General features: G+C 36.6%; 11 protein-coding genes and 2 pseudogenes. 7 read left to right on the forward strand and 6 right to left on the reverse strand.

Features of this window, described 5'->3' with window-relative positions:
• Positions 1-380 precede the first annotated feature (380 nt).
• On the forward strand, positions 381-956 hold the full coding sequence (locus tag ABC374_RS28140; protein WP_207440994.1) for a YitT family protein: 576 nt from the start codon (positions 381-383) through the stop codon (positions 954-956).
• Positions 957-1,180: 224 nt separating this feature from the next.
• On the opposite strand, the gene ABC374_RS28145 is transcribed toward ABC374_RS28140, so the two are convergent.
• Together ABC374_RS28145 and ABC374_RS28150 are read right to left on the reverse strand one after the other, a co-directional pair.
• Complete coding sequence (locus tag ABC374_RS28145; RefSeq protein WP_413020630.1) at positions 1,181-1,864, reverse strand: DUF421 domain-containing protein; 684 nt, start codon at positions 1,862-1,864, stop codon at positions 1,181-1,183.
• Between the two features lie 515 nt (positions 1,865-2,379).
• On the reverse strand, positions 2,380-3,909 hold the full coding sequence (locus ABC374_RS28150) for a phospholipase D-like domain-containing protein (RefSeq protein WP_207440992.1): 1,530 nt from the start codon (positions 3,907-3,909) through the stop codon (positions 2,380-2,382).
• A 266-nt stretch (positions 3,910-4,175) separates the two neighbouring features.
• Here ABC374_RS28150 and ABC374_RS28155 point away from each other — a divergent pair, with 266 nt between their 5' ends.
• Both ABC374_RS28155 and ABC374_RS28160 read left to right on the forward strand, forming a co-directional pair.
• Complete coding sequence (locus tag ABC374_RS28155; protein WP_413020631.1) at positions 4,176-4,448, forward strand: LysM peptidoglycan-binding domain-containing protein; 273 nt, start codon at positions 4,176-4,178, stop codon at positions 4,446-4,448.
• Positions 4,449-4,484: 36 nt separating this feature from the next.
• Entirely contained in the window at positions 4,485-5,054 is a 570-nt protein-coding gene (locus ABC374_RS28160; RefSeq protein ID WP_286185149.1) for a glycoside hydrolase family 18 protein, read from the forward strand.
• A gap of 336 nt (positions 5,055-5,390) precedes the next feature.
• On the opposite strand, the gene ABC374_RS28165 is transcribed toward ABC374_RS28160, so the two are convergent.
• Positions 5,391-6,770 (reverse strand): S8 family peptidase, encoded by a 1,380-nt coding sequence (locus ABC374_RS28165; protein ID WP_413020632.1) that lies wholly within the window; start codon positions 6,768-6,770, stop codon positions 5,391-5,393.
• A gap of 582 nt (positions 6,771-7,352) precedes the next feature.
• Here ABC374_RS28165 and ABC374_RS28170 point away from each other — a divergent pair.
• Positions 7,353-7,652 (forward strand): hypothetical protein, encoded by a 300-nt coding sequence (locus tag ABC374_RS28170; protein ID WP_396020882.1) that lies wholly within the window; start codon positions 7,353-7,355, stop codon positions 7,650-7,652.
• Between the two features lie 183 nt (positions 7,653-7,835).
• On the opposite strand, the gene ABC374_RS28175 is transcribed toward ABC374_RS28170, so the two are convergent.
• On the reverse strand, positions 7,836-8,312 hold the full coding sequence (locus ABC374_RS28175) for a hypothetical protein (protein ID WP_413020633.1): 477 nt from the start codon (positions 8,310-8,312) through the stop codon (positions 7,836-7,838).
• A gap of 710 nt (positions 8,313-9,022) precedes the next feature.
• On the opposite strand from ABC374_RS28175, the pseudogene ABC374_RS28180 reads away from it, so the two are divergent.
• Together ABC374_RS28180 and ABC374_RS28185 are read left to right on the forward strand one after the other, a co-directional pair.
• Positions 9,023-9,175: pseudogene (locus ABC374_RS28180) on the forward strand (DUF1657 domain-containing protein); the annotation flags it as partial.
• Positions 9,173-9,700 (forward strand): gamma-type small acid-soluble spore protein, encoded by a 528-nt coding sequence (locus ABC374_RS28185; RefSeq protein WP_413020732.1) that lies wholly within the window; start codon positions 9,173-9,175, stop codon positions 9,698-9,700. The pseudogene ABC374_RS28180 and the gene ABC374_RS28185, both read left to right, overlap by 3 nt.
• 863 nt (positions 9,701-10,563) lie before the next feature.
• On the opposite strand, the gene ABC374_RS28190 is transcribed toward ABC374_RS28185, so the two are convergent.
• Both ABC374_RS28190 and ABC374_RS28195 read right to left on the reverse strand, forming a co-directional pair.
• Positions 10,564-10,770, reverse strand: a complete 207-nt coding sequence (locus ABC374_RS28190) for a hypothetical protein (RefSeq protein ID WP_207441330.1) — start codon at positions 10,768-10,770, stop codon at positions 10,564-10,566.
• Between the two features lie 221 nt (positions 10,771-10,991).
• Positions 10,992-11,123: pseudogene (locus ABC374_RS28195) on the reverse strand (tyrosine-type recombinase/integrase); the annotation flags it as partial.
• 235 nt (positions 11,124-11,358) lie between these two features.
• Here ABC374_RS28195 and ABC374_RS28200 point away from each other — a divergent pair.
• A complete protein-coding gene (locus tag ABC374_RS28200) occupies positions 11,359-11,526 on the forward strand; it encodes a nuclear transport factor 2 family protein (protein WP_309487768.1) in 168 nt (55 codons plus the stop codon).
• Positions 11,527-12,935: the final 1,409 nt, after the last annotated feature.

Below are 12,935 nucleotides of genomic sequence, written 5' to 3' on the forward strand. Positions count from 1 at the left end.
GACAGTACATCTCTTTTTAGGTTATACATGCACGAAAAACGAAGTAGTTAAAATAAGCCTTGAATTTTCCGAGAGGAGGGATGTTTTAAAAACAGAGGAACAAAATACTACCCTGATTATTTGGTGGAATGGTGTAATTACATTTATTTCTTTAGGAAAGTAGGAAACCGATGTTTTTAGAACTCTTTGATATAAAAACCTTAGAGGAATGGGAAGAATCATGCCGCGAATTAAAAGAAAAATTACAGTAAAAGGGACTCTCATGACTTGTAGACAGTTAAAAGGCTTATATGAACAGTGGGAATTGCTATACAGAACTCGTTACAAATCTTATCCTCCTTCTGAAATAACATGCTTGTACATATATTAACGGTAAACAAATGAAGGTGATTTATATTTTTCAGAAAGCAGCGGCTATACTTATAGGTAGTCTATTATTGAGTATAGGAATAAACGGTTTTTTAATACCCCATCATTTGTTAGACGGAGGGATTACGGGAATTGCTCTTATCCTACATTATTACTTTGATTTTCCTACAGGTTTAGCTATGTTTCTTTTAAGCATCCCTCTATGCATATACGCGTGGATCTATGAACGAACATTCTTTTATAATAGCTTTCTAGGATTGATTGTTGCTTCTATATTCATTGATTGGCTAGCGCCTTTAAGAAACCAATTTTCCCTACCTATTTTTTCGAGTATGTTACTAGGAGGGGGATTGATTGGAATAGGAGTAGGGATCATGCTTCGATATGAAGCAAGTACCGGAGGAACCGACTTGTTAGCCCAATTTATTTCGAAAGCTTTTTCCATAAATATAGGGGTTGTTATTTTCATGATAGATGGTCTAATTGTAACAGCGGCGTTTAATACGTTAGAGTTAAAAGCATTCCTTTTTTCTTTCTTAACTATTTGTATTATAGGAATGATTACTTCTTTGATGGCTAGGAGATAAAAAGATGCATGGACATTATTTCTCGTTTGAACATAATGGTGTATCGTAGTTGTGTTATCTCGTTCACCGTATTTTTGTTGGTCTTACACGGTTATCGTATTTTGGCGGAAGCGATTAGCAACTTGGGTATGGTTTATATTACCTTTTATCGGAGTTATAAAATTGTTTAGATTTTAAGTTACAGTTACGTGTTTTAGGTATTCAGGTTTTAAAATGAAGAAGTTTTATCTGGGACTTATATGTATGCCTTCACTCTCAAGCCAATCTGCGTAGAGTATACGCTTTTCATTATCATATCCATTGGCAGTTAATTGGTTATCTAACCACTGTTGATCAAATCCGAGTTCATGTAAATTATCCCATGAAATTTCCCCATCTATAATTAACGATGTTGGGAGGTCTACTGGACTTTCTGAAAGATTGAGATCTTGCTTGTCTGGTTTTTGATACTTGGATTTTAATAATATACTTATTTGCCCATTAGCTTCCAGTATACCGTATTTGACTTCGCGAACTGAAAAAACATTATTTTGTCGAAGCAAACTCAATACTTGATTTACATCCAATTTGTTCTTTTTAAGTAACTTTCGGTCCATGCCACCATCCCGAATGATGATGTTAGGATTGCCTAATAAGAGAGAACGTGTCGATTTATTTTTTAGAGTTATAAACTCTATACCTAACATGAGAAGCGTCCACAATCCGATTGCATATAAAAAATGGAAAGTCCTTACCTTATCTTCATAAATGGTATTTCCTAAAAAATCCCCAAGCACTAACACAAAAACTAAGTGAAACGGGGTTAATTGATAGATGGATGTTCTGCCTGTTATGATAATGATAAAAAATAAAGTGCCAAAACCTACCACAACTTTGATCGTCAGTAACCAAATATTAACTTCTCCCAAGGCATTTTTCCTCCCGTTTAAATTGTACTTTTTCTGAGTCCCATAATCAAATTATGGCTAATGTATCAAATTTTTTTAGTAGTGCGGAGGTTGTTTTTAGATGAAAATATTACGAATTTTTTTATATCGGCAACACATTAGAAGGAAAGAACTGTTTAACTAAGAAATTGAGTTATCCCTTAAAATGGTTGGAACTGTATATTCAATGCTTATCTTCTAATAAACGTATTTCCTTTAGATTTTTAAATATATCATCTATTGATATCACTCCTATATTTAAATTAAAAGTATTTTTACAAACAGATATTTTTGTAAAAATAAAAACGATTCTAACTATTAGCGCCACCTTTTTTTATTATTACCATTTTCCGGTGATTTATTTTCATCGTAAATAAGAAAAAAACGTGCTAGAAGTTTTTAACACGAGTTTACGACTTTTTTCAACAATTCAGTAATATTTAAAAACGGTGTAAACTTCTAAATCTACATTTAGAATAGAACAAGAAAAACAGGATTTATAACAATGGAGAAAGCAGACGAGCTCCTTGCTCAATAATACGCTGTGAAAGGGAACGCTTCAGCAAATCTTCTATGTGCAACGACACAGAATCAGTAAGATCGTATTCGAATTGCTGTGTGAGTTCCCTCGCCACATGAGCACTGTACAAGACTTGACACACTTCATAATTCAGACGGAAACTTCTCATGTCATAGTTTGCAGCGCCTACTTCTGCAATTTCCTCATCAATGATCATCAGCTTCGCATGCAACATTCCTTTGTCGTACTGGTAGATATGGACTCCAGCTTCTATAAGTTCCCCGTAATAGGTACGGCTTGCAAGGCCCACGATTTTTTGATCAATGTGGCGAGGAACCAGCAACCTTACGCGCACACCACGAGCCACCGCTGTCTTTAATGCCATGATAATATCTGTTTCTGGTACAAAGTAGGGTGTTGTTATATCAATCGTCTTGGTCGCCTGTGTTATACATATAAAGTAAGCTTGCCGAATGACTGGAGTAGGAATACCAGGATTTCCTTCCAACGTATGGATGTACGCTTTTTGCAATGTCCCTGTCTTTGGGGATTTGTCTTTCTCTTTACCATCTAAGGCACTCAATTCAGATCCCCATTCGGCAGACCATCTCAAAAGATCTACGCTACTGGTTGGATTGATTTCCTGTGATTTATTTTTGGGGAATTTAGTGGGCTTTTTCGCTATCTCAGATTTTGTTTTCCAACTTGTTTTCGACTTTATCCGTTCCGGCAAAGCGATATTCCAATGAACGTCGAAGACAGTCTGCAAATCAGCTGTTGCTTCCCCTATAATTTGCAAATGAGTGTCCCGCCAGAATCCTACGTCTGGCTTTAATCCTGTATATTCATATCCCACGTTTATACCACCAGTAAAAGATACCTTTCCGTCGATGGTGACAATCTTACAATGATCTCGGTAATTCCAATTGGACATAATCCAGGGAAAGCGTAAAGGAAATATTGTCCGGCATTCTATCCCTGCTTCTACCATCTGAAGGATTTTTTGACGCGGGAATTTTTTACTCCCCCAACCATCTCTAATAAAACGAACCCGGACTCCGTTTACTGATTTTTCAATCAGCAGTTCTGTGATGCGATTACCAATTTGGTCATTCCGATAGATGTAATATTCCAGATCAATTGTTTTTTGGGCTTTTTGTAGGGATTCGATTAGTTGTTCATATTTTGCTATTCCATTATTTAGTACTTGAACTTTGCCGACTCGAAGCCCATGAACAGTGAAATGCCGTAAAGCATCAGCGATTACCGATGCTGAATCACTATATGTATCAGGCAATTTATCAGACTTATTATGAGAAGAGGTTAATCTTTTCCGATGAATAAGCTTAGGATTTGATATGCTAAGATATAGCCAGAAGCCAATGACAGGCAAAATAAGGACGATTGTTATCCAATTTAAAGCTTTGGCAGGACGACGAACTTCCCAAATTGCTATGAATAACATAAAGAACGTATTTAACAGGTACAGACTATAGATCCACTCCAAGTGAAATCACTCCCTTGTTTTTCTCTTAATATGTACAACCTGTGTAGCGAGTATACGTTTAGAATACGAAGGAATTGTTTAGATATATATGATGGGCTCACCTTTTGGGGAACAATTATAAGCTAGAAGAGTGAAAAACTCAGAATTATGGAATACCGAACGCCATGAAGCATAAAAGGGCTTTACAGGAATAAAATGAATGGAATACTATGAAGGAAAGTGGGGCCGTGCATGTGAAAATCCATGTGGTGAATAGGGGGGATTCCTTGTGGAGGATTTCCCAGCAATCTGGTGTCAGCACCAACCGAGTTGTTAGGATCAATAGCCTTGAAAATCCCGATAAGCTAGTGATTGGCCTAGCACTTTTAATTCCTGAACCTTATCTTCAGTACAGAGTTCTACCAGGGAATACTATCCAAAAAATCGCGAATCAGTTTGGAACAACCATACAGGAAATCATGCAAACGAATCACCTCACAAATCCTTCTACTATCTATACAGGCCAAAGACTTACCATTCCGGTCTTTATCATACAGTAAGGGAACGAGATACCCTTTATGACATAGCAAGACGTTATGGAACGACTGTTCAAGGATTATGCAGACCAATCGAATTACAGACCCCCTTCTAATATTTATCCCGGTCAGATATTAAAGATTCCCCAAAAACTGAAAACCACCATTGATGTGAATGATTTTACAAACGTGTATGGGCAAGCCGGTGCGGAGCAGGTACGTGAGGTAGCCTACGATTTGACATACGTAAGTCCATTTGATTATAGAATGAGGCAAGATGGAAGCTTGGAAGTCATTGATGACAACCCGACCATACAAGCGGCGCATTCGACTAGGGTTGTTCCCGTGATGTGCATAACGAATTTTTCCGCTATAGAAGCGGGAACACAGCTTGCACATACGATTCTTTCTGATTTAAGTTTAGTGGAAAAATTATTGACCAACGTCATAAATACTATGAGAAATAAAGGTTACCGTGGATTGAATATAGATTTCGAAAGTGTAGCACCAGAGGACCGCGATTTCTACAATCGCTTTCTCCAAAGGGCAGGGGATCGATTGCATCCTGAAGGCTATTTTGTGTCTTCCTCCTTGCCCCAAAAACTAGCTCCGATCAAAAGGGATTATTAGTTAAAGCATATGATTACCCTGTGCACGGACAGCTTCTCGACTTCGTTGTGCTGATGACATATGAATGGGGTTACCAAAAGGGACCGCCACAGGCTATCTCTCCCATTAATCAAATCAAGCGTGTCCTTAACTATACAGTTACAGTGATTCCAACAAACAAAATCTTAATGGGCTTTCAAATTTATGCACGTGACTGGCTTGTTCCTCAGAATTGGGAACTACTTGGGACACATTTATTGTACGGAAATTGTAGGGTGTTTTTTAACAGCAAAAGGCAGTCCTAAAGGTTCATTGCCTTTTGCCTGGCATGGGGTCTACAGGGTGAGAGTTTTCCGATTATTGAATTTGGGCAGCTTCCAGTGCATTCTTTACATCAATTAAGCCACTGCCGAAATCGCTATCAGCTCCAGGGATTCCCAGGTCATAAGCAGTATTCTTAATAATGTCAATTACTTCTCTATTAGTTAAATCAGGGTTCGCAGAGAGTAAAAGGCCTGCTAGTCCCGCTGCATGAGGCGAAGCCATAGATGTGCCTGACAGGGCTGCATATTGCTGGTTAAAATAGGTACTAGAAATTTGGACACCAGGAGCTGTGACATCAATATAATCTCCATAATTTGAAAATGGGGCACGTTGTCCCGTGTAACTTACGGCGGCGACACTTAGAACCTCAGGATAGACAGCTGGATAGCTCGGTTGGCTGGTATTTTCGTTTCCGGCAGCAGCAATCAGGACGACGTTATGATCGTAGGCATAGTCAACTGATTCTTTCAACAAGGAAGAGGGCTGATAGTTGCCTAAACTCAGATTGATTACATCTGCTCCATGATCCACTGCCCAAATAATCCCTTTTGCTACATCAAAGGTCGTCCCATACCCTTCAGCACTCATTGCTTTAACAGGCATTATTTTGTTATACCAGGTGATGCCAGCAACGCCTTCTCGGTTGTTTGTTTCCGATGCAATGATTCCGGCGACATGGGTGCCATGGCCGTTGTCATCATCAGGGAAATCGTTATTCTCTAGTACATTGTATCCGTTTGTTAAACGTCTTCTCAAATCAGGATGGTTTAGATCAACGCCGCTGTCTACAACAGCAATAATAATATGTTCATCCCCTCTTGTAATACCCCAGCCTGCTTCTGTGTGAATGACTGGCAGGTTCCATTGATATTGTTCGTGGTACAGTAAATCATTAGGAAATTCAACTTGATTTTGCAGATAAAGATAATTGGGTTCAGCAAATTCAACATTAGTCCGTTCGTTAAAATATTCAATCAGTTCCAAAGTCGTAAACTCATTGGAATGAAAAGCAATCGTCGAATTCAGATTTTTAATGATATTGCCATTTATCTCCCTTACCATCCGATTTAAATCCTGCGTCGTTGGATGAATCTTGAACTTGACGGTTACTTCGTTCTTAATATAATGGCTCTCATTTTTTTCATTGTGTTTAATGAGAAAAACGGAAGGATCATTTCTTAAGTGATTCTTTATGGTTTCACCCATGGAAAGGCTGTTTATTTGAAGAACATTTCTTTCGTTTTCAACATTTTGGACTCTGGTAATAGGGGGATTAAATCTGTTGTTGACAGTTTCCGTTTCATTTTCCTGATTCTGTGTGTTTCTTGTATTTTGGAACAGAAATAGTAACCCGATGGATAAAAGAAAAAGTATGGAAACAGTAACCAATAAGGACCTTGGTATTTTTCTCATGAGACACCCCTAAATCATTTTATTATTAGCTTGTTGTTGTTGCAGGAATTTTAACGATGGGAATGGGTGGAAAAACAAAAAGGGGTTTCGTTTTACTTTGCTATATAGGGCTAAAAGGTTCCTTTTCGTCCTAATTGGGTAAAACGACCAAAAGACTTCACCTGTAACATAATTTAAGATTCCAAGAAGCTTAACGCTTTTTACGGTTTAATAATTTCCTAGAAATTTGGTATCTTCTAATTTAGGGGGTGGGTAGGCAAATGTCTATTATTGGGAAATTGAGGAACATAAGATAAAACTGAATATACTCAATATAAGAAAGGAAGTTAAAAGTGGTCTCTTCAGTTATCTCAACAATCAAAATAAAGTCAAACTGAAAAAACGCTGACCATGATCAGCGTTTTTTCATATGCTTTTGTTATGCAGAAAATCCTATATCGACTTTTAGGCTACCATATTTTTGAGTTTTCGTATTACATAACAATGTGCAACAGAATTGTATTAAATAGGATACTTGCCCAAGAATCGAGACAGGTAATCGCATATCTTTATTACATAAAAAATGAAATGAGGACTGTTTTTATGAATGAAGACATGCAATTGTCTCCTATAGAAAACGAAATAAAGCAATCTGACACAAGAATTTTTGGGAGAAGACCAATTAGGTTTGTTAGACCTTACTTTGTTAGACCGTTTTTTTGGAGGCCTTTTTTTGGAGGAGTATTGGGAGGAGTATTAGGTGGATTATTGGCTGGTGCATTATTGAGTAGATATAGATATTATCCTTATCCATACTACCCATACCCATACCCATACCCTCCTTATCCGTACTATCCATTGGCATACCCTTTTTATTCATACTCTCCAGTGTATTATTATTAATTATTTTAGCTCTCTATCCTCTCCATACAGAGCTAGTCTCCATAATACTGGGGATTAAGATTTATCACATTGGAAAAGTCACTCTTTTTTTAGGATATATCATTAAGTTCAATTTGAAACATACAAAACACTGTTTGAAAACAAACGGTGTTGAAACTTATTGCTGTATACCTATTTTAATCTTTATTCATCTAAATTATCTGGATCGTTTACATCTTTAGGATCTTCAATTGGTTCTTCTGTATCAGGCACTAAATCAGTTTCATCATCTTTATTTTCATCTTTATTATCCGGATCATTTGCATCTTTAGGATCTTCAATTGGTTCTTCTGTATCAGGCACTAAATCAGGCACTAAATCAGTTTCATCATCTTTATTTTCATCTTTACTATCCGGGTCATTTGCATCTTTAGGATCTTCAATTGGTTCTTCTGTATCAGGACCTACATCCACTTCAGGTGGTGGATTATTATCATCTTCTACATTATTACACCCCATTAACATGATGGCAGATAGAAAAACTGCTGTTAATAGCCTTACCCACTTAAAATTCATTTTTATCGTCCTCTCTATTGGTTTTTCACTTTTAATAATATCTTCTACTTTCCACCTTTTTATACGAACACTGTAACTTACAGCACCAACTTTATCTTCAATCACAGAACTTTCCACGATGATGTTGTATAAGTCACCCCGGTTAAGGCTCATTAAAGTTCATAGGAGTTATTCTGTAAATACTATGAAACACATCTTCATCCATATATTTCAATATAAAATTTTTGCGAGAGTTTCAACAAATACGTTTTCTTCCTTCCGAGGGATTGGGATCTTTTGTCTTTCCATTGATTTTTTCTTCTTTCGGAATATTTCTCTTAATAAATTTCCCATTGGCTGAAGCATTGACCCTAGTACAATTCTTTTAAATCATGAAGCGACCAGTTTAAAAAACCCGTCACTTTTTTAACTTAACAACTTTTTAACTTAACAACATTAATATTCAGGCCCTTACTCACCAAACAGTAGGGGCCTATATGTATGATTTTCAAAATTTCCCTTTTAAAAAGAATTTAGAGGATCTATTTATTATCGAAAAGTATAAATCATAAAAAAAACGGGAAGGTGTCAGGCATTGGAGATAAAAAATGTAATACAGAAAAGTTTTAAAAGGCAATCTGACAGTCAACGTCAAATAGAGGAATTGATGGGGATAGGGAAACTAGGCTACTATTAAAGAAATGGTGCCATTCGTCAAAAATAATTACATAACTGTGGGTTTTTGGTCATTTAAAAACAGAAAAATTGGAATGAATAAAAAATCTTCTTATTCATCATTCTAAAAAAGGTTAAAAAAACATAAGGAGGCGTTATTCATGACAGTAATCAATGACGTTAAGAAAACTCTTGCAGGATTGAAAAGTGCGCAGGCGAGCTTTGAGACATTTTCTCTTGGTACAGACAATGAACAAGCCAAGCAACTTTACCAAAATGCTGCTCAACAAACACAATCACTTGTTGAGAGTATTGAACCACGTGTTCAACAAATTATACAAGAAGAACCGCAATATGCTCAAGATGGAAGCCAAGCTTCCCAAGTCAGAACGCAAGGATCACAAGGTCAATACGGAACCGAGTTCGCAAGCCAAAATAATGCACAACAAGTAAGAAAACAAAACGCACAATCTACTCAAGGTGGCCAAGCTTCCCAAGGCAGAACGCAAGGATCACAAGGTCAATACGGAACCGAGTTTGCAAGCCAAAATAATGCACAACAAGTAAGAAAACAAAACGCACAATCTACTCAAGGTGGCCAAGCTTCCCAAGGCAGAACGCAAGGATCACAAGGTCAATACGGAACCGAGTTTGCAAGCCAAAATAATGCACAACAAGTAAGAAAACAAAACGCACAATCTACTCAAGGTGGCCAAGCTTCCCAAGGCAGAACGCAAGGATCACAAGGTCAATACGGAACCGAGTTCGCAAGCCAAAATAATGCACAACAAGTAAGAAAACAAAACCAACAAGCCCAGTCTCGTAAAAAAAATAAATGAAGCACACGTTTGCAAGATCAACAATTCTGAAGCTTTATGTCGCAAAATATTTTCTATGAATTGATTCATTTGTTAAAAATAACAGTAAAAACATCTTGGTATATTACAGAGAGCGAGTTAAAACTCGCTCTTTTAGTGCGCCCAGCATGGATGTAATCTATAGGGTGAGAGTCCCGAGCCATGAAGGCAGTAGTAGGGGTCCTGCCGCATGCCCATCAAGCTAAGGCTGTTTAAAGTAGGAGTAGTTGTTTAACTTTACGCTAACCACATTGTAATTAAGGCTGTATGTGGCCTTTCCTCTAAAAATTAGGCATATCAATGAAGCATCCAGAATAGGACGTTTTTTTACATGTTATGCAGATTTTCTTGAGCTCCTGCTTCGTTCGTAAATGATACCGAGAATATCGAACACTGTTTTCTTCTCGTATCAGTGAGATTTTCGCCAGTTCTTTTCTAGAAGTGTATACAACCGAAGCAAAAGATTGATGAACTTGAAACGGAATGATAGTAAATGTTAGAAGTATAATTTGATGACGAACGGCCATAATAAGGGTGAAGTTTTTTTTTTCCCAAAAAAAAGCTAAGAAAAAAAGCCCCTTCATATGATTGGGGCTTTTCTTCTTAGCTTTTTAAAAGATGGCGCTACGTTTTTTTCAAGGGAGTGCTGCAACGTCTGGTGGTTGTCATTGATTTGGAGCGCTAGAGGGTCTGTAAGGCGTTTTAGAAAAAATTGGATTAATAAAACTTGGATCTTATACTGGCTTCTGCATGGCTTATAGAGGAACGCAGCAGCCTTAAGGCTGCCATTTTTTGCTTAAGCAAAAGAATTGTGCACAATGAAAAAGAGTAGTAGGAATGACTACTCATAATGAACGACTTTTACTTATTTTTCTGTATAGGGCTATAACTGCTTTGTTTGCGGTTTCACAGTCTTCAGTACGTATCATAGGGATTTTATATTCTGATTCCATTTCGGTCATTAGCTCACTCAGTAGACAGCTTCTCATAGGCTCTTTTACTAAATTCATGATTTCCTGATATTCTTGATTGATTTCTGCTAATGCTTTCATTTTATTTTCTCCTCCGATTTTCCTCTTTTTACAAATCTGAAAGTTTCACTAACACAATCTGGTAATACGAATCCATCGGTTTAATTTCCGCATATAACCAGACTCGTAAATATGTACAATCTCATAATTCTCTCCTTTGTAAGTTACCTTGTCGCATATGTTGAACATTTAGGATACCCCTTTTATTTAAAAAAAATAAATGTTTTTAGTACGTTGTTGGTTTATTCTTCCATAATGCCAATGTATCGCAACGTGACGGAGGGGTGCGAATGATTCAGAATCCCTTGCAGCATCGCGATATCCTTGGTCTCCTTATAAAACCAGTAGCCAAACGTTTTTCTTAAAGTATGTGTAGACTTAAAATAAAGAGTGATCGTTTATAAAAAAGATCGATCCTTTAAAACAAAGGTTGAGCATTTGTAAAAAAGATTGATAAAAATCCTGTATTCTTTACTGAATATGGGATTTTTATTTGCTCTTCTTTAACTATAGGGGAGGATAGTTGAAGAGCGAAGAGAAGATTTTATTTTGGTAACAAATATTATCCAAAATGTATAGTAGTTAATAATAGGAAAAGGAGGTTTTGTTGTGAATCGTGCAAAAATCATTCAATGTGAAGAACTCCTTCGTTCAGCAATGCTATCCAGTAATGTAGAGCTGTTAGATGAATTAATTGCTGATGATCTTAGCTTCGTCAATCATTTTGGGCAAATATTAACGAAAGAAGCCGATATTGAAGCCCACCGCACAGGATAATTTACAATTATTGGTATCGAAGTTTTAGAGCAACGAGTTAAACTCTTGGATATGTTAGCAATAATTATTACGCGAGTCGCTCTAAATGGCACTGTCGGAAGTGGAGAACCAATTGATGGTGAGTTTTGTTACACTCGTATTTGGCAATACCATGACGGGAAAATGAAAATTGTCTCAGGACATTGTAGTTCTGCTACGTGATACTTGTAAGAATTAACACAAGTTTTTTTAGTCATTAAAGACTGTTGTAACGGTCTTTTTCTTATTAAGCTACCGTGGAAGAACGATACATACTTCCATTCTCTGTGGTGTAGTGCTTGCAATACATATTGATCAAGTCCTTGTTCTGCACCTTGTACTAATAGACGATTACGACCACCACTACGATTTGATATATGTCTTCACCTCACTCATGTGTTAATAATCCCTTTTATGTAAGAAATGGATACACTGTAAATTTTGGTAGAATATTAAAGAGAAAACCATTCATAATAAGGTTGTTAAGAGAAACAGAGTGAACAAGTTAACCACTTAGTTGACTCTTTCTTTTCACCTCTTTGTAAGTTTAATTTGCTGTTTGCCATGTGTTTATGAATTAAATAAGGGTTATGTGCTGTATTACGAAATTAAATTTTCTTTTTTAATGACTGTGGAATAAGGTTGAGAAAAGGGAAAAATACTACTATTGATAAAAGTTACTCTTATCGAGGGAACGAAAAGAAGCTGTCATTAAAGTGAATATGGATGAATTTTTAAAAAGCGAGGTATATATATGAATGAAAATGATTTCGGAACTATATTAGGTACAACACCAAGGGCCAGGCGTAAGGTAGTATATGATAGTTTAGATCAATATTTTTTGAATCCCATTATACATAGAGAAATTCATGGTGATAAAATATATGTACCATTGAATCTAACTAGAATTTGGAACAAAATAGACTGAAAATTAAAAGCATCTAATGACGGAATTTTAATAAGTCATACTGGTAGTTGGTTTTTGTTGTCTCATCCCTAAACTTTTAAGAAAACCTTTTGGATATTTGATCCACCAATTGAGCATGGTTCAAGTGATCAACTATATCAGTAAAATATAAAATTTGAAATTTAACGATGTACCAACGGTAATAGAGGCATTTAATACCAATGAAGAAATCAGATTTATAAAAGAGTAAAAGCTCACCTTGAGTAAGCTTTCAGCTTGTAGGGTACCGCCGTCAAAACGCGGATGAAGTATGCTAATACAAATTTTTCTTCCTCCTTTTAAGACATGTCACCTGTGTGTTTCGTGAAAAACTGAGCCCATCAAAAGGAGAAGGCCAGGGTTCAAAGAGGATCGAAATCTCGAGGAATCGGGGGAATATGGAAGAACGTGATGTTGAATGATGGGGATACTTTTCCATGAAAAA

The sequence above is a fragment of the Peribacillus phoenicis genome (assembly GCF_047238085.1).
In the GTDB taxonomy this organism is placed as follows: domain Bacteria; phylum Bacillota; class Bacilli; order Bacillales; family DSM-1321; genus Peribacillus.